Here is a 17,618-nt window from a genome sequence, read left to right on the forward strand (position 1 = left end):
TGAACCATGCCGCAGCTGAGTGATAGCATCGTCGCGGCCTTTCTGGTTTTTGCGCGTGTCGGCGCCTGCCTGCTGGTCATGCCAGGCATTTCCAGTCCGCGCATCCCCATGCAGATCCGGCTCTTCCTTGCACTAGCCTGTTCACTGATGGTTGTGCCCCTGGTCCTGCCACAAGTCGAACCGGCGGCCAAATCCGCGCCGTTGCTGCTGATGCGGATCATCGTTGTGGAGATCATCGTTGGCGCAATGATCGGCGTTCTTGCGCGGCTCTATTTCTGGGCGTTGCAGTTCATGGCCAATGCGATTGCCATGGCGACGGGCTATTCCGGGGCACCCGCGGGAGCGATCGAATCAGAAGAACCGCAAGCTGCGATCGCAAGCTTCGTTACCCTGTCGGCGCTTTGCCTCTTCTTTGTCTCCGATCTGCACCTTGAAGTATTTCGAGCCCTGCTTTCCTCCTATTCGGCAATCCCGGTCGACGGCATCTTCCAACCGGGAACAGCCATGGTTAACTTGACCGATACACTCTCTAAAGCGTTCCTCGCCACCATCCGTATTGCTGCGCCCTTCATTGTCTTTGCCGTGGTCGTCAATATTGCGGTTGGCCTGATCAACAAGCTGACGCCTTCCATCCCGGTGTATTTCATCTCGATGCCCTTCGTTCTCGCGGGTGGACTGATGCTGCTTTATTTCGCCATGCCCGATCTGCTGCGTTTTTTCAGCAATGAAGCCGGTTCGTATTTGAGGAGCTTCTAAAATGCCAAAGGCCAGAGCGTCCTATCTCGGAATGATCAGGTTGCAGAAATTGGCGAAGGCAAAGGCCGAGATGAAACTCGCTCGCCTTAATGAGCAGCTTGCTGCCATAGAGGAAGAGAATGCAGCCCTGTTCAAGATGCATGATGATCGCTTCGAGGGCAATGCCGTGATCGTGCCGGCGCACATCATCATGAAGCGGCTGGAGCTGAACAAGGCGCGACAGGCGCAATTGGCTGAGAGTATGATCGCTCAGAGACAAGAATTGCTGAAGATATCCCGTACGATCGATACGCTTGATCGCCGCTTGCAATCATTGGGACGAGAGTTGGAGCGCTTTCGCGCTGCCGACGAGATGGATGAATATATGAGCCATCTTCAGGCGAAACATTCAATCTGATGGTGCGGGCTCAAGCCTCCCGTAAGTTTGAGCGGTTAAGGTGCAGGACATGAAACGGGATGGAACAGCAATCGATGGCCATTAGTCCTCCTTCGGATCTGGTACTGGATGTCGCCATGGCGGCGGATCCGGAAACCATGCGAGCATCCGTCGAGAAACTGCGAAGCATGGTCTCCGACCGCATCGCGGCATCGCTCCAGCTGTCGCGCGATAATTTTGCATCAATACAGCAGACGGGTGTCGCAATGGCTGATGCGAAAGTGCCTGAGGCGCCAAATCCAGCCTACAAGAAGTTCGAAGCTTTCATGCTGCAATCCTTTGTCGAGTCCATGTTCACAGGTGATAATCAGGCCGTCTTTGGTCAAGGCATTGCAGGCGATTACTGGAAATCGATGATGGCGGAAGCCGTTGCAAACAAGATGACCGATGCTGGCGGTATTGGTATCGCGCGCATGCTGGATCTGCAAAGCGCCAGGAAGGCGAAAAGCGAAGCCGCGCAAGTGGCGCAGGCAACACCGGGTATACCCAATGACCAACTCAATTTCAAACAACAGGATTCAAATGTCATTTTGTACCAGATCGAACGGCAACTCATTCAAAAGCAAATGAAAACAACGCAAAACGTTGAAGAACCCCGACAGGGCTGAGGCCGAAAAATTTGGAGGGAATGGATATGGAAATCGTGAACGACAATCAGAAGCTCAGCGATATGACCGAAACGACAGTTTTTGCCCCAAGGAACGAACCAGCGCTTGATCCAGTCCTTTTCGCGATTCGGCGATTGGAAGAAGTGGTAGAGCGTGAGACGCGCCTGCTTCTTGATGGCCACACGGTCGATCTAGCAGATATCAATGCCAACAAGAGCCGGGGTTTGCGGGACTTCAACAAGGCGATGGGCAAGGCGGCAAAGACGCTCGACACATCTGCGCTGAAATCACTCCAGCCCTTCCTCGACAATTTGCGCCAGAAGTTGGATCGCAATTGCGAAGCGCTCAAACTTCACTTGCGCGCCGTGACAGAACTAACCGGGCTGATACGTGATGCGCTTGAGACCCAGGAAGCCGATGGCACCTATACAATGCACCAGTTGAGGGACGGCCACGGGGCATGATCCGTATTGCGCTTATCGGTCTGTGGATTTGCGGCGTAGCCCTCGGATCGCTGTATTTTGCCGTCTGGCAGAATTCGGCAACAGCTGCCGTTGCACCGAAATCCGGTGAAGTCGCGTTGGATGATGGCAAGACCGATGTTTTCAGTGTTCCAATTATTATTGATGGCGCGGTCAACGGCTACGTCATAACACAGCTTGCCTATACCCTCGACAAGACCGTAAAGGCGTCCATCAACGTCCCTGTTTCCTATTTCATCAATGACGAGATTTTCAGTCAGTTCTACGGGCATTATTCTGCTGCGAAGGACGTGCAGAGCGTCAGGTTTGAGGACGTCAAGAAATCGATTATTGACGGCGTCAATGCCCGGTTGCCGCAGCCGCTGATAAAAGATCTGCTTGTCGAGCAGTTCAACTACATCACGGCCAAGGAAATTCGCGACCAGAATACCAAGGGTCTCGAACGGCCGTAACTGCACAAGGTGCAATTGCATGCGAATGATCAGAGTGAGTAATACTTGCCCGCAAGCGTGTTCAAAATTGTATCGTTCAGCGGAACTATGCCGGGATCTTGAACAAAACGAACGCCATATTCCGCATCCTTGTGCCAGACAATTTCCGTAATCAGAGCGCCGCAATATTGATCGTCGAACAGCCAGAAGCGGTTCGGGATCGTACATTGGCTGACGATTCTGATCTTGGCCCCACCACCTGCAAGATTCTGAAAATGGCATTCCGTTAGAAACTGGCCATCGAGCGTCACAAGCTTGCCTGAGCGCAGCCTCGTCTTCTTGCGCTCCTCGTTTCGCTTTTCCATTTTGTTGTCGGTTGCGGATGGTGGCATGGACAGGTGCGGCCCAGAAAAGAGAGTGAGTGACCGCTAAAGCCAGAGGCGAGGGGGCTTCTGTCCAGATCGGCAATTTCACCTGATGTCTATAGGCTCAAAGAATTGCAAATCCGTTATTAAGCAGCTAACGGGGCCTTGCGACATCGTTCGCGCCTTCAGGATCGGGTGCCTGGCCATAGCTCATGCGACGCATCTGTTCCATAACACGTGCCATTTCTTCATCCGGGAGTACCGGTGGTTCGCCGAGTGTCAGCGCCTGGACATAGATGCGCGACAGCGTTTCGACCTCGATTGCCAACCACAATGCTGCCTCAAGCGTCTTTCCCAGGGATATTTGACCATGCTGACCCAACAGGCAGGCCAGGCGGTCCTGCAGGGCGTCCAGCGCATTGTCCGACAGGGCCTGTGTGCCAAAAGTGGCATATTTCGCGCAGCGGATTGTGGTACCTCCGGCGACACCTGTCATGTAATGGAAACTCGGGATCGTCTTGTGGTGGCAGGCGAGCGTTGTGGCATAGATCGAATGGCAATGCAGCACGACATTGATGTCTGTCCGGTTTTTCAGAATGTCGCGGTGGAAGCGCCATTCGGACGATGGACGGCGTCCGACATAAGTGCCAGCAAAATCCATTTCAACCAGGTCTTCAGGCTGCATTGTGTCATAGGGCAATGAGGAAGGTGTGATAAGAAATCCGGCTTCGGTTCGGACGGAGAGATTCCCGGCGGTTCCCTGATTGATGCCGGCCGAATTCATCCGGCGGCAGATGTCGACCATTTCGCGGCGAAGCGCCGTGTCGGACTGGTTAGTTTGCATGGGAAATACCTTTCTTTTCAGCACTGTGGTCCGGATTTGAACCCGGAGCGATATCTGGTTTGTTCATTGCGTTTGCATGGGACAGTGCGCGCCAGCGGGCCGCATAATCCAAAAGTACTGGTCCAAGCGAACCGAGGTCTTCAGGTTGGCGCAACGCGATCGTCGCGGGTGCCGTGCGGGTCTGGTGCGTTGCAAGGAGCGCCGCCCCCGAGGCAACGCCATAAGCCTCCAGACTGAATTGCGTGCGGCACTCCGGCCGCAACGCTGCGACCAGCGCGGCGTACATTGGATTGTTGAGAAAGCTGCCATCGAGAACGACGAGTTCGTTCGCGCCGAGCGCATCGAGGCATTCGAGTGTTAGCAAGGCCGTATAGAGTATCGCAAGCGATGTCCGTTCTACGCTATCAACAGGTGCCGGTCCAACAATCTTTCCCCGACCGGCACTGCCGGGAAACAACCCGTCATCATCACCGAAAGACGGAAGCGCCATTGTCCCTTGCTGAATGATCTTTGCGATTGCGGCCCGGTCGCTGTCAATCGCGGTGCCGTTTGCCCCAGCAACGTGAACAAATTCACGGCCGCCCATGGTTAGCGCACCGCCCAGCGGGTGGCCATAGACATCGCTGTTGCACGTCATGCCGCGATGTTCATCGAGTTTTTCGAGCGGTGTTTGCCCGGAGAAACCAACGATCCACGTGCCTGTTGAAACGGCTGTAAGGCGATCCAGCCCGGCAGCCTGGTACCTGTAATAGTTGAGGCTGCTGTCATGGCCGCCAGCAAGCACGTGCAAGGTGTCGGGTAGAGCGTGGCGCTTGGCAAGCTCGGGACGGACCGGGCCCAGCCTTGTCCAGGCTTTGGCAAAGGGTGGCATCAGCCTTTCCCAGGCGCGCATTGTAACGATCGGCGACCAGTGCTGTTTCGCAACGTTCCACAGATGCGATTGCGCTCCCAGAAATGTGGCCTCAGAGACGGCGGCACCACTTAAACGCCAAGCCCAATATTGCGGAATACCAAGAAACCAGCGTGCCCGTGCAAAGTCCTGCGGGAAGGCGCACTCCATCCAGTACATCTGCCGTGCCTGATGGGTAGACGAGAGCATGACGGCACTGCCGCGATCGAAGAACGTGCCGCAAAGCGGTGCGTAGCCGTCACGGATTGCATCAGGCAGTGGCTGTTCATAGTCGATCATCGGCAGAACGGTACCGTCACCGGCATCTGGATCGGGACCGGTCAACATACCGCCTGATCCGTGTCCCGTGGCGACAAATGTCGCGATCGTGTGCCGTCGACAGAGCCCGGCAAGATTGCCGAAAATCCAACCGCTCAAGCCTTCGAGATCATGATGCTGCCAGGGCGGGCCCGGCAGCACAGGATTGGGAACCGAAAGTGTCTCTACCACATCGCCCGTAGTCGAAACTGCATTGAGCTTGACGTTGGTCTTGCCCACATCAAGAACAGCAACCATCAAAGGGCGATCGTTTCCCTGCTCCTCAAAAGCCATTCCTTCTCCTCCCGGATGGCTGAATATGGTTTTAAGCCTACTCGATCAGATGAGACCGTACTGTTTCGCCTTGTTGCGCAGGAAGGGTAGGCCATTTCCCATGACTTCCTCCTCATCCTTGGCGACGGGACGCCACACGGCAAGTCCGTAGGCGACTTCCGGCGGCATGTTGATGAAACTTTCCATTGCCAGCCCGCCCTTAAAGCCGATAGCCGCGAGCGCCGCATAGATCTCGTCCCAGGGACAGTTGCCGTAACCCGGCGTCCCCCGGTCGCTCTCGGAAAGATGGATGTATTTAAGGTGCTCACGAGCGTCGAGAATGCCGTTAGCGGCACCCTTTTCCTCGATGTTCATATGGTAGGTGTCGAGATGGACAAAGATGTTGTCGGCGCCGACGCGCTCGACCATCTGCACCGCTTGCCAACCGGTATTGATGAGGTGGTTCTCATAACGGTTGACCGCCTCGACGCCGAGTTCGATACCGCGGGTCTTGGCATGTTTGGAAGCCGCTGTCAGAACCCGGGCGATATTGTCGTATTCCCCCTCCGTCGGCGGCACGCCAGTGCGCTCACCAATACCGCCGAAGATAACGCCGGAAAGCGCTTCCGCGCCCATTTCAGCGGTTTTGTCGATCGCGACCCTCAAATGTTCGATCGCCGCATCTGGACGAACCGAAGCCCATGCCGGTTCTGGCAGGCCAAGCGAACAGACGGCCCGGAGCTGGTGCTTGCCCAGAAGTGCCCGGGTGTGCGCTGCATCGACTGCCGGCGCGTTGAGCAGGGCGATCTCGATGAAATCCATCTTGTACTTGACCGCTGCCGCAATCGCCTTTTCGGCGCCGGCGCGGTCCCAGTTCATTGTCCACATACTGGTATGGACGCCAAATCCCTGAACAGACATTGTCTTATCCTTTTGTGCGATTGAAAATCAGGAGTTGAGCCGCGAGCCAACGCAGGATCATGACCGCAATGAGGAGAATGCCCCAGACCGCGGTTGCCAGATGCTGATTGGCTCCCATAAGGTTGAGCCCCGACGAGAGGAGCTGGAGAACGACCAGTGCGACGAACACCGGGATGACGCGCCCGAAGCCGCCGAACGGATTGACGCCGCCAAGAAAACAGGCAAGCACGGTGATCAGCAGATAAGATTCACCGTGGCCAACACGCACGGAATTGAAGCGTGCCAGCATGATGATGCCCGCGATGGCGCACATCGCACCAGACAATGTATAGACAAGCACGATCACCTTGCGTGTATTGACGCCGGAATAGCGCGCTGCCTCGATATTTGAGCCAATCATGTAGGTGTTGAAGCCAAGCTTCATCCGCGTCAAAAGCACGTGCCAGATAACGACACAGGCGACAAAGATCAAAAGCGGTATCGGAATGCCAAGAATGCTGCCGTGACCGATCGGCTGCAGGAAGGCTGGGAACCCGGAAACGTCGCCGCCACGGGTCAGGAACTCGCCGAGACCGCGCACGAAGATCATCATCGACAGGGAAACGAGGATCGGATGAGCGCGCGTATAGGCAATCACGACGCCCATCACAACGCCGGTCGCGGCCCCGACTGCGATTGCCAGAATACAGCCGAGAACGAAGGAAGCGATGCCTGCATCGACACCGCCATTGGCCTGAAGCACCCAGGCTACCGTCAGTCCAGCGATATTTGCTGTAAAGGTAATGGCCAGATTGAGGCCGCCGGTCAGCACCGGCAGAAGCATTGCCAGCGTTAATAGGCCAAGCTCAGGAAGCTGGAACGCCACCGAGCCAAATGTTGCCCCGCTCAGAAATTGCGGAGAAGCAATGCCGAAGAACAGCATTACGGCAACAAAAGCGAAGCCGGGACCGGCGATCTCAGGGCCAAACAGGTCCCTGATGCGTGTTGCAATGCTGGTCATCGCCGGGCTCCTTGCTCACGCATGAATGGCAAAAGCTTTTCCAGGCTGGTGTTGGAGAGTGTTATGGCGACCAGGATAATGGCGCCGATGATCATCTTGAATGCAAATGGGGAGACACCCATTAGGTTCAGCCCGTTTTGAGTGATAGCGATCAGAAGAACGCCGAGCACGCAGCCGAGCACCGATCCTTTGCCGCCGCCAAGCCGTGCGCCGCCAAGGACAACAGCCGCCAGTACATCGAGCTCGCGTCCGTAGAGCGCGTTCGGCACCACTTCTTGCGCATAATGTGCCTGAATGAGGCCGCCGATCCCTGCCATCATCCCGAGCCAGCCGAAAGCGATGAACTGCATCGCACCGATATTGACACCGAAACGGCGCGCCCCTTCCGGATTATCCCCGAAGGCGTAGAGCTGCCGGCCTGTCGTTGTGCGAGTGATCAGCAGCCAAGTCGCAAATACACAGATTGCCATTACGAGCACGGGCAGTGTTATTTCCGCCCATGTGCCGTCGGGCATCTCGCGTTCGAACAAAACCACTCTGTCTGTCAGCCATTCCGGCAGATCGTAGATCGATACGCCTTGCGTGAAGAACATCAGCAGGCCGAAATAGATGTTGAAGGTGGCGATCGTGGCAACAATCGAGATGATCCGGAACCGGTGGATCAAAAACGCGTTGAATGCGCCAAGCGATATTCCAAGACCGCCGGCAATCACAAGCCCGCTTATCCAACCGCCTCCGCCAATCCATCCGAGGATCAGCGCTGCGCCGTACTGGACGACGGATGCTGCCACAGCAAAAGAAATGTCTATGCCTCCGGCGATGAGGACGACCAAAAGCCCGACAGCAAAGATGATATTGACTGAGCTCGTGTTGAGCAGATCGAACGCATTACCGAGGGAAAAAAAGTTGTCAGTGGCCAATGAAAGGAAAATGCACATGGCCGCTATGACGCCAAGCAGCGCGAACTCGGTGGCATGGGATTGAACGAGCTTACGCATAGACAGCCGCCTCGATTTCCTGAAGGGTGCAGGACCGCGGATCGAACCATCCGGCCATCTTCCCATGCGCCATGTGAAGCACCCGATCTGCATTGAAATAGACTTCCGGGACCTCATCGGAAATCAGGATGATGGCGAGGCCGCTCTGGGCGAGTTTGGCAACAATTTCAAAGATGCCAGCACGTGCGCCAACGTCGACGCCCACCGTCGGCGCATCAAGAATGAGAAGCTTCGGATCAGTGGCCAACCATTTGGCGATAGCGATACGTTGCTGGTTTCCGCCCGACAGGGTCGAAACCGCATCGCTCTGCCGGCCAATCTTGACGCCGAGATCCGCAACCCAGCGTCCGACCAGTTCCCGTTTGCGGATCTCGGAAAGCAGCCCGCCGGATTTGATGCGGTCGAGCGACGCGATCGCCAGATTGTCCGCGATCGATTGCGGTTGAATAAGCCCGAGCGATAGCCGGTCTTCCGAAAGATAGGCGACGCCAGCCTCGATGGCTTTGCGGTTTGATGAAAAGCGGACTGGCTTGCCGTCCAGTGAGACAGTTCCGGACCGCGGCTTGAGCATGCCGAAGATCGATAACGCGAGTTCCGTCCTGCCTGCGCCCAAGAGCCCGGTGATACCAAGCGTCTCGCCGCGGCGAACGGTGAAAGAAATGTCTTCGAACTGGCCCGGGCGTGATAGTCTTTTGACTTCCAGTACGATCTGCTTGTCCTCGACCGGCTTGGCACGGACCTGTTGGTCAAAAGATTTGCCGGTCATCAACTCGGTTATGCGAGACTGGGTCATACCTTCGACTGGGTAGACACCGACCAGTGCGCCGTCGCGCAGCACGGTCAAACGATTTGATATTTCTAACACCTCGGCAAGGCGGTGACTAACAAAGACCACCGCGACGCCGGAGGCTGAAAGGGAGCGGACAATCTCGATCAGGTGATCGGTTTCGGACTGTGTCAGTGAGGCGGTAGGTTCGTCCATGAAGACGAGCTTTGCCTCCCCCACCAGCGCACGGGCGATCGCCACGATCTGACGCTGGGCGATGGAATATTCCTTCAACGGGGTGTCGACGTCGAGCGTAACGCCAAGGCGGTTCAGCGCCTTGACTGCGATTTCACGCATACGGCGATAATTGACAAGACGTGGCCAGCGGCCGATCACGCTGTGAAAGGCGATGTTTTCGGCGACAGTCATTTCTGGAAACAGTGCCAGGTCCTGCCAGATCACCTGAATTCCACCAGCCTGTGCGGTTACCGGAGACATATGCGTATAGGTCTGCCCGTCATATTCGATGACGGCTCCTGCCTCCGGGCGATAGACACCAGTTATGATCTTGATAAGGGTGCTTTTGCCGGAACCATTTTCGCCGGCAAGACAATGAACCTCGCCCGGCAGCACCTCGAAGCTCACATTCTTGAGCGCTTTGATGCCGCCAAAGGTCATATTGATGTTGTGCAACGACAGGAGCGGCTTCACGCCACCCATGCTCTCGATCTCAGCCATTGTGATATGCCCGTCAAATCCGTGATTTGAAGCTGCCGGACCAGACGTGGTGGTCCGGCAGCAGGGAGGATCCGCGAAGGATCAAAGGCCCATTTTGGCCAAATCGTCGACAGTTTCCTTATTGATGGGCACCAGCTCATCGACGATGATGTTGTGATTGTCGAAATCAGGGTGGATCACACCCAGACCCTCGATATTATCGCCGTCTTTCAACTTTTCGCCCTTCATCAGCTTGTCAGCCAGGGTGACGAAGACTTCGCCGGCCTGCTTTGGATTCCACATGAAGCCACCGGAAATGGCACCGGATTTGATGAGCTTTTGTCCCTGGCCAGGGGAGAATGGTCCAAGGACGAAGATCTGGCCGGTCTTGCGGCGCTCTTCAACGGCGCGTCCAGCACCAATCGGGCCCTGGCTACCGAAAGCCAGAAAGCCCTTAAGGTTCGGATGGGCCGAAATCAGGTCAAGCGCGGTCGAGCGACTTTTGTCGACATCTTCAGCAACGCCGTAGCGGTCACCGACCAGCTTCATGTCTGGATAGTTCTTCTTGATGTAGGCATTGGCTGCGTCAGCCCATGCATTGTGCAGCGGCACGGTTAGTGATCCGACGAAAACGGCATATTCGCCCTTGCCGCCCATCTTCTCGGCAAGAAGTTTCGCATGCGCTTCACCGAATCCGGTTGAGGAAGCAAGCTCGAAATCCCAGTCGGCGCCCTTCTGGCTTGGCGATTCATGGGTGATGACGATAATGCCCTTTTCCTTGGCCTTGCTTAGCACCGGCTCAAGCACCTTTGCATCATTCGGAACAACGCCAATGACTTTCACGCCTTGCGCAATCAAGTCCTCGATGGCGCGAACTTGAAGGGCCGGATCGGCACTCGTCGGGCCAACCATGAAAGCATCAACACCAATCTTCTTGCCCTGTTCCTTGATACCGGCGTCCATGGCATTGAACCACGGAATGCCGCCGATCTTAACGACGACACCGACTTTGCCACTATCGGCGGCCGAAGCGATCAATGCACCCGCCAAGGACAGCGACACCGCGACTGCGGCGATCAAAAGTTTTTTCATTTCCTTCCTCCTCCTCTTTGCTCCCCACGGGAGCTTATCATCCAACCGGGCAGCGGGCATATACAGAACCGAAACGGTCCCGAAAGCTCCCGCTGAATCAGCCACCGCCTCCTCGCGGCATCCAAGCGCACCATCAAGGGTTGTATAATTGCACAATCGATGGTGCAATGAATATCAGCCAGTTTTAATCTTTCGTCAAGCGGAGTTTGGCACTAAGAAGACGGCAGGAGAAATTGATGGAACACCAACCGAAAAAGAAAGCGACCATCTATGACCTGTCGGTTCTTTCCGGAAGTTCACCGTCGACGGTAAGCGCGGTTCTGAACGGTACCTGGCGCAAGCGGCGCATCAAGGAAAGTACGGCAAATCTTATTCGCAATCTGGCGGAGCAGCATCAATATACCGCCAATCTTCAGGCGCGGGGTCTGCGCAGCTCAAGATCAGGTCTTGTTGGCCTGCTGCTGCCGGTTCATGACAATCGTTACTTTTCGTCAATGGCCCAAACGTTCGAAGCGCATGTCCGCAGCCGCGGGCAATGTCCCATTGTCGTGAGCGCCTGCCGCGATCCGGAAGAAGAACGGCAAACAGTCGAAACACTGATTTCCTATTCAGTCGACGAACTGATCGTGGCCGGCGCCACGGATCCGGACGGTGTTCATGCTCTGTGCGTCGCATCGGGGCTGAAGCACGTGAATATCGACTTGCCAGGCGCGCTGGCACCGTCGGTGATCAGCGATAATTATCGCGGAGCGCGGATGTTGACCGAAGCCGTTATCCGCCATTTCAGTTCAGACCTGCCACTTCAAGCGGATGAGCTTTATTTGTTCGGTGGGCGCGATGACCATGCGAGCCGTGAACGTATTCGCGGGTTTCGAGCGGTCAAACGCGAGCTTATGGATGGCGACTCCGACAAATGCATAGAACCGACAGGGTACTCGCCCAACATGGCGCAGATTGCGTTCGAACAGTTTTACCAGCGCGAAGGAAAACTGCCGCGAGGGTTGTTCATCAATTCGTCGATCAATTTCGAAGGGCTGCTGCGATTTATGGCACAGCATCCCAACGAGGCTTTTTTGGACATCGTTGTCGGCTGCTACGACTACGATCCTTTTGGATCGTTCCTGCCGTTTCCCGTCATCATGATACGTCAAGATGTCGACGGGATGATCACAAAGGCGTTTGAGATCATGTCCGAAAGCCGTCCGGTGGTGCAGACCTATCTCATTCAGCCTCAACTCGTGCCGCCGCGCACCGCGCTGAAGGGACCGCTCGACGCCATCAAGGATATTGAGTAGCCGGGCTGCGACTACTCAGCGACCGGTCCAAATGTTATCAAGCAGACGGCTAAAACCGCGAGGACGATTCCGATTGATTGAACCAGGGACAGTCTTTCTCCAAAGACCATCAGGGCAATCAGGTTAACGGCGATAAGTTGAATGACGGCTGACAGGCTAAAGGCTGACGCCATTCCAAACTCACGTACCAGGCGCAGCATAATCAGATTGCCAACGGAATATAGGCCAATCGTCAGGAGCAATTTTGCGCTGCTTGGTCCAAGGGCCCAGGATTTTGCGCATATGGCTGCGAGCAGGAAAGTAATGGTGGAAGCAGCCAACTGAAAAGAGCCGGTTAGGGTCATATTAATCTCCGGTGAGCGCAAAGCGGGCGGTGTGTCTCGACCAACAAGCAGGTGGAGCCGACCTATGGAATCCTAGTTCACAAGATTCATTATTGCAATATTGTCGACAATCTGATTTTGTTGATTTTCAGCATAGGATCTCGACAGATGAGCGGAATTGATTTCGATCCGATCGTTGATACAACCCGCCGCGCGGAGATCGTCACGCTGCTGAAGCGGGCGATCCTCACCGGCAAGCTCGAGCCAGGGCAGAAGCTGAACGAGCTGCGTATTTCCGAGCAGATGCGTGTCAGCCGTGCGCCCTTGCGCGAGGCGATGCGGGAACTGGTTCAAGAGGGTATCCTAACCAGCATTCCTTATGCCGGAACGTTTGTCATCGAAGTAACAGCCAAGGATATCGAGGACGCCTATTCGCTCAATCAGGTTCTCGATGAATTTGCCATCGAAAGAAGCTGGCCGAACAGGACGGCGCAGTTCTATGCCGAACTTGACCGGCGGCATGATGCGGTCAAACAGGCAACTCTCGAAGTCGACACGACGAGGCAGATCGAAACGGCACTACAACTGCACGGATTGATCTATGAGTGGGCCGATCATTCGTTGCTGCTCGATACATGGCAGCGATTGACCAGCCGGCTTCAGATGTACTTTGCCCTGCATCAGCGCGCACGCAACGAGCCTGTGCCATCGCTCGACGTTCACGAGGAATATGTGCGCCTGCTCAAAGGTAACGATATGGGAGCGGCTCAGCGTCATGCGCGCGAGCATATTGCTCTCGACTTTGAAGAGCTCGTCGCTTTCGCAAGAAGCCTGGAGGGGCGAAACGCCATTGATATGGCGCCTACCGGTCATAACGGAGCTAATAAGCAGAAACCCATCGACACCTGATTGCTGCCGATACCTTTCTCGGCCCCGCTTCTGTTCACCAGTCATAGGATCGTACGCCGTGCATATCGAGACCATAAAAGCCTACCGCGTCATGCAGCCATTCGTTGAGGGTCGCTATAACATGTCAAAGGGGCGCGGCGCCGATGGGTTCGACGCAGTCATTGTGTCAGTCACCTCGAACACCGGACTGACTGGCTGGGGTGAGATGGCGCCGCTGGGCAATTTCTATTCTGCTGCCTTTGCGGCAGGCGCTCAGGCCGGCGTCGCCGAAATTGCTCCTCATCTCCTCGGCCAGGACCCGCGTGCGCTTACCCGCCTCAACCGGCTGATGGACACCGTTTTCAAAGGGCACCCCTATATCAAGTCGGCGCTCGACATGGCGTGCTCCGATCTGACGGCGCGCGACGCGGCGGTGCCGCTCGTGACAATGTTCGGAGGCAAGGAAAGTGATATGGCCGATCTCTACAGGGTCGTTACACACGGCTCTGTTGAGGCGATGATAGCCAATGCCAAACGCATCGTCTCTGAAGGCTATTGCCGTCTGCAGGTTAAGGTCGGCGGGAAAGTCCACGACGATATTGACAAAGTGACTGCAGTCGCAGCGTCCGTCCCCAAAGGTACAGTGATCTTTTGCGATGCCAATGCGGGATGGTCGGCCTATCAGGCGCGGCAGTTCGTCGATGCCACACGCGAAATCGATTACACGATGGAGCAGCCTTGCGTGTCCATAGACGATTGTCTTTCGGTTCGCCGCTCGCTCGACAAGCCCATGGTTCTCGATGAATCTGTGACTTCGCTGGAGGAGATGCTCGATATTCACCGCAAAGGCGCAGCCGACGGACTGACATTAAAGATCTCCCGTCTGGGCGGTGTAACCAAAACACGCCAGATCCGCGACCTTGCCGTCGATCTCGGTTTCATGGTTACGGTTGAAGACACCGGCGGGGCGGAAATCGATACCGCAGCGATGGCGCACCTTTCGCTCTCAACACCTGAAGAACGGCGGTTGCATGCCATTGCCTTCCATGAATGGGTGACGGTCCGTACTGCCAGAAATGCGCCCCCTGTCGTTGGCAGCCGCATGGGCGTTCCTGATGGTCCAGGTCTTGGGATCGATGTTGATCCTGAACTGCTCGGCAAGCCCTTCCTCGAGCTCTGCCACTGACATGAAAATTCGCCGTATCACCGCAACACCGATCAACCTGACCCTTGAGGCGCCCTATGTGTGGGTGTTTGGCGAACTGGATGGCTTTTCGCCGACGATCGTCGAGGTTGAGACGGACGATGGGCTGGTCGGCCTTGGCGAAGCGCCGAGTGCTGTTGCTGCTACCATCATTACCGACGTGCTGGCCCCGAGGCTGATCGGGCGCGACGCGTTCGATATTGCCGGCGCTGAAAACGTCTGCCTGCCGTTCTGGACCGGCGTTCAGAGCATCAATGACCGCAATCGCATCATGGCGTTCGGCGCAATCGAGATGGCGCTGTGGGATCTGCGCGGCAAGGCCTGGAACCAGCCGCTTTACCAGTTGCTCGGTGGGGCGGTGCGCAAAGAGATACCCTTCACCGATTATTTCTCCCTGCGCAGCGATGGGCCGCAAAGAAAGGGCGAGAAAACGCCGGAAGAAGTTGCCGATTATTGTGCCGAACTGCACGAGATTTACGGGACGACTTTCTTTGAGGGAAAGTTCTCAACCGAAGATCCAAGAACCTCATTGCGCATCCTTGAGCAGATACGCAAGAAGCTCGGCGATGATGTGATGCTGCGGATCGATTCCAACCAAGCTTATTCGCTTGCAACGGCGCGACAACTTGTGCGAGCGTTAGAAGATCTGAACGTTCGCAACTGGGAGGATCCGGTGGCGACAATCGAGGAAATGCGTGAGTTGCGCCGCCATTGTTCGATACCGTTCTCCACACACAATATCGACATTGCGCGCGCTATCGAATTGCGGGTGCCTGATGCCATCGTCGGTAACCCGGCCATCCACGGCGGTATCGGACGGCTCGTGCGTTTCATCGGAGCATGCGAGCATGCTGCGATTGATTTCTGGTGCTATAGTGGAGACTCCGGCATCGGCAGCGCCGCCTATCTTCATTTGTGCGCGGCAATTGGCTGGATCAGGGAGCCGAACCAGTCACTGTTTCGCATGCAGGCAACGGATGTCATTGAAGGCGGGCCGTTTTCACCGCGAAACAATGTTGTTCCAGTGCCAGAAGGTCCGGGTCTTGGCGTTACACTGGCGCCAGACAGATTGGCCGCCTGCCATCGCGATTACTTGGATAAAGGTCCAAGGAACAAGTATCATGACCCCGCAAGGAAGGGGACGTATCGGCGCCTGCCGTTGAACTGACAAGGAGAAGATTGGCTCGACACCAGCCCCGGCACCAAGACCGGGCTGCAAATGACCCGGAGGAAATGGCATTCGATCATTTGTCGGTCGCGGACGATCCGACAGCTCGGCGACGAAGACGCCGGTGAAATACTTCGTCCGGCAAGAACCAGAACACAGGGGAAAGAGCAGAAGCCATGAAGAACTACAAGATTCTCGACATTCTCCGGCGTGGCCGGACTGATCTCGAAAACCATCTGATCGATGGTCTCGTTGACGGCAGGGTTAGCCGCCGCGAATTTATTCGTCATGGCAGCCTGCTGGGTCTGTCATTACCTTTCCTTGGAAGCGTCGGGTTTGCAGCCGGCTTCGGCGGATTGCCGAGCCTGGCACGCGCGCAGGGCGCTCCAGGCGCGACTATTCGTGTGGCGAGCAGCGTTCCCACCGCCGCCATCGAACCGGTCAGCGTTGCTGACGCTGGCGGGCTTTTGATGTTGCAACAGGTCGGTGAATTTCTTTGCCTTGACGGTCCCGATCTTGTGTTGAAGCCAATGCTGGCAGAGAGCTGGAAGCCGAACGACAAGGGTGACGTATGGACATTCAAGCTGCGCAAGGGCGTTAAGTTTCACAGTGGCGGCGAGATGAAGGCCGATGACGTCGTGGCAAGCATCGACCGCCTCGCCGATCCAAAAAACTCTTCCAATGCCTTGTCCGTGTTCACCGGGTATCTGCAAAAGGGCGCGACCAAAAAGGTCGACGACTATACGGTGGAATTCCATCTCGATGCGCCGAACGGCAACTTCCCCTACATGGTATCGTCCGATAATTACAACGCGATTATCATACCTGCTGACTACAAGGGCGATTTTGAGAAGAACTTCAATGCGACTGGTCCATTCAAGCTGGAAAAATACACGCCTAAGGTAGGCGCCTCATTCGTCAGAAATGATGATTATTGGGGCGAAAAGTGCTTGCCGGACCGCACGGAATTCACTTTCTTCGGCGATATCCAGCCGATGATCCTGGCGCTTCAGGGCCGGCAGGTGGATGTGATCAACCAGCTCCCGGTTCTCGCCGGCGTGGCCCTGCTCAACGATCCCAACGTCGAGATCCTCAGCCTCAAATCTGTCGCGCATCATCAGGTGCACATGCGTACCGATATGGATCCGTTCAAGGACCCTCGAGTCCGCCGAGCCATCGCGCTGAGCATCGACCGCAACAAACTGCAGAAGGGGCTCATGCGTGGCCGGGCCGCGCTCGGCAATGACAGTCCGTTTGCCTCGGTCTATCCTTCGACCGATCCAACCGTTCCGCAGCGGCAGCAGGACTTGAAGCAGGCGAAGGAACTGATGGAAGCGGCAGGCGTCGGCAAGGGGTTCAAGGTCACGCTGACGACGGAGCGCTACCTGGAAATACCGGAATACGCAGTGCTTATTCAGAATGCAGTCAAAGAAATAGGCATCGATCTGGAACTCACCATTCTCGATCAGGGCGCCTATTATGGCGATGCCGTTTTCGGCAAATCCAACTGGCTCGACTCGGTCATGGGGATTACCGATTACGGGCATCGCGGCGTGCCGAACGTCTACCTGTCCGCTCCCTTAAAGAGCGAAGGCACGTGGAACTCGGCACACTTCAAGAACAAGGAATATGACACGCTTGCTTCGGGCTATATTGCCGCGCTTGACCTTGAAGCCCAGAAGGCAACGGCAGGCAAGATACAGCGCCTGCTACTGGAAGAGACGCCGGTCATCTTCGGATACTTCTTTGATTTCCTGACGGCAACAGCCAAGGGAGTGACCGGGGTCCATCCGACGGCCATGTCACAGAACTATCTGGACCGCGCGTCGAAATCTTGACGGGGA

19 protein-coding genes are annotated in these 17,618 nt (G+C 56.0%); 10 read left to right on the plus strand and 9 right to left on the minus strand.

Going from position 1 to position 17,618, the window contains the following annotated elements; all coding sequences use genetic code 11:
• Nucleotides 1–6: 6 nt before the first annotated feature.
• The 5 genes from fliR to AAAC48_RS12825 all read left to right on the plus strand — a co-directional run bounded on the left by fliR (nt 7) and on the right by AAAC48_RS12825 (nt 2,734).
• Nucleotides 7–756, plus strand: a complete 750-nt coding sequence (gene fliR / locus AAAC48_RS12805; protein ID WP_340654531.1) for a flagellar biosynthetic protein FliR — start codon at nt 7–9, stop codon at nt 754–756.
• A gap of 1 nt (nt 757) precedes the next feature.
• The gene (locus AAAC48_RS12810) at nt 758–1,153 is read left to right on the plus strand and encodes a hypothetical protein (protein WP_340654532.1); all 396 of its coding nucleotides are present in this window, start codon (nt 758–760) and stop codon (nt 1,151–1,153) included.
• A 74-nt stretch (nt 1,154–1,227) separates the two neighbouring features.
• Entirely contained in the window at nt 1,228–1,800 is a 573-nt protein-coding gene (locus AAAC48_RS12815; protein WP_340654533.1) for a rod-binding protein, read from the plus strand.
• Between the two features lie 62 nt (nt 1,801–1,862).
• On the plus strand, nt 1,863–2,264 hold the full coding sequence (locus AAAC48_RS12820; protein ID WP_340654568.1) for a flagellar protein FlgN: 402 nt from the start codon (nt 1,863–1,865) through the stop codon (nt 2,262–2,264).
• The gene (locus AAAC48_RS12825) at nt 2,261–2,734 is read left to right on the plus strand and encodes a hypothetical protein (RefSeq protein WP_340654534.1); all 474 of its coding nucleotides are present in this window, start codon (nt 2,261–2,263) and stop codon (nt 2,732–2,734) included. Before AAAC48_RS12820 ends, AAAC48_RS12825 begins: the two co-directional genes overlap by 4 nt.
• A gap of 29 nt (nt 2,735–2,763) precedes the next feature.
• Here AAAC48_RS12825 and AAAC48_RS12830 read toward each other — a convergent pair whose 3' ends face one another.
• The 8 genes from AAAC48_RS12830 to AAAC48_RS12865 all read right to left on the minus strand — a co-directional run bounded on the left by AAAC48_RS12830 (nt 2,764) and on the right by AAAC48_RS12865 (nt 10,896).
• A complete protein-coding gene (locus tag AAAC48_RS12830; RefSeq protein ID WP_340654535.1) occupies nt 2,764–3,078 on the minus strand; it encodes a PilZ domain-containing protein in 315 nt (104 codons plus the stop codon).
• 154 nt (nt 3,079–3,232) lie between these two features.
• A complete protein-coding gene (locus AAAC48_RS12835) occupies nt 3,233–3,922 on the minus strand; it encodes a class II aldolase/adducin family protein (RefSeq protein ID WP_340654536.1) in 690 nt (229 codons plus the stop codon).
• Complete coding sequence (locus AAAC48_RS12840; RefSeq protein ID WP_340654537.1) at nt 3,912–5,423, minus strand: FGGY family carbohydrate kinase; 1,512 nt, start codon at nt 5,421–5,423, stop codon at nt 3,912–3,914. The genes AAAC48_RS12835 and AAAC48_RS12840 overlap by 11 nt, the downstream gene beginning before the upstream one ends.
• Before the next feature lie 45 nt (nt 5,424–5,468).
• A complete protein-coding gene (locus tag AAAC48_RS12845) occupies nt 5,469–6,323 on the minus strand; it encodes a sugar phosphate isomerase/epimerase (protein ID WP_340654538.1) in 855 nt (284 codons plus the stop codon).
• 4 nt (nt 6,324–6,327) lie between these two features.
• Entirely contained in the window at nt 6,328–7,323 is a 996-nt protein-coding gene (locus tag AAAC48_RS12850; RefSeq protein ID WP_340654539.1) for an ABC transporter permease, read from the minus strand.
• On the minus strand, nt 7,320–8,321 hold the full coding sequence (locus AAAC48_RS12855) for an ABC transporter permease (protein ID WP_340654540.1): 1,002 nt from the start codon (nt 8,319–8,321) through the stop codon (nt 7,320–7,322). Before AAAC48_RS12855 ends, AAAC48_RS12850 begins: the two co-directional genes overlap by 4 nt.
• Complete coding sequence (locus tag AAAC48_RS12860) at nt 8,314–9,825, minus strand: sugar ABC transporter ATP-binding protein (RefSeq protein ID WP_340654541.1); 1,512 nt, start codon at nt 9,823–9,825, stop codon at nt 8,314–8,316. The genes AAAC48_RS12855 and AAAC48_RS12860 overlap by 8 nt, the downstream gene beginning before the upstream one ends.
• A gap of 81 nt (nt 9,826–9,906) precedes the next feature.
• Nucleotides 9,907–10,896, minus strand: a complete 990-nt coding sequence (locus AAAC48_RS12865) for an autoinducer 2 ABC transporter substrate-binding protein (protein ID WP_340654542.1) — start codon at nt 10,894–10,896, stop codon at nt 9,907–9,909.
• Nucleotides 10,897–11,132: 236 nt separating this feature from the next.
• Here AAAC48_RS12865 and AAAC48_RS12870 point away from each other — a divergent pair, with 236 nt between their 5' ends.
• Nucleotides 11,133–12,191, plus strand: a complete 1,059-nt coding sequence (locus AAAC48_RS12870; RefSeq protein ID WP_340654543.1) for a LacI family DNA-binding transcriptional regulator — start codon at nt 11,133–11,135, stop codon at nt 12,189–12,191.
• 11 nt (nt 12,192–12,202) lie between these two features.
• Here the strand turns inward: AAAC48_RS12870 and AAAC48_RS12875 are convergent, their stop codons facing one another.
• Complete coding sequence (locus tag AAAC48_RS12875) at nt 12,203–12,535, minus strand: hypothetical protein (RefSeq protein ID WP_340654544.1); 333 nt, start codon at nt 12,533–12,535, stop codon at nt 12,203–12,205.
• Nucleotides 12,536–12,682: 147 nt separating this feature from the next.
• Between AAAC48_RS12875 and AAAC48_RS12880 the strand changes: the two genes are divergently transcribed.
• The 4 genes from AAAC48_RS12880 to AAAC48_RS12895 all read left to right on the plus strand — a co-directional run bounded on the left by AAAC48_RS12880 (nt 12,683) and on the right by AAAC48_RS12895 (nt 17,612).
• The gene (locus AAAC48_RS12880) at nt 12,683–13,423 is read left to right on the plus strand and encodes a GntR family transcriptional regulator (protein ID WP_340654545.1); all 741 of its coding nucleotides are present in this window, start codon (nt 12,683–12,685) and stop codon (nt 13,421–13,423) included.
• Nucleotides 13,424–13,481: 58 nt separating this feature from the next.
• Nucleotides 13,482–14,588: a mandelate racemase/muconate lactonizing enzyme family protein gene (locus AAAC48_RS12885; RefSeq protein WP_340654546.1), complete on the plus strand. Its 1,107-nt coding sequence runs from the start codon at nt 13,482–13,484 to the stop codon at nt 14,586–14,588.
• Nucleotides 14,518–15,774 (plus strand): mandelate racemase/muconate lactonizing enzyme family protein, encoded by a 1,257-nt coding sequence (locus AAAC48_RS12890; protein WP_340654547.1) that lies wholly within the window; start codon nt 14,518–14,520, stop codon nt 15,772–15,774. Before AAAC48_RS12885 ends, AAAC48_RS12890 begins: the two co-directional genes overlap by 71 nt.
• Nucleotides 15,775–15,950: 176 nt before the next feature.
• Entirely contained in the window at nt 15,951–17,612 is a 1,662-nt protein-coding gene (locus AAAC48_RS12895) for an ABC transporter substrate-binding protein (RefSeq protein ID WP_340654548.1), read from the plus strand.
• The last annotated feature ends 6 nt before the right edge of the window (nt 17,613–17,618 follow it).

It is taken from the genome of Phyllobacterium sp. (assembly GCF_037994405.1).
Taxonomy (GTDB): Bacteria; Pseudomonadota; Alphaproteobacteria; order Rhizobiales; family Rhizobiaceae; genus Phyllobacterium.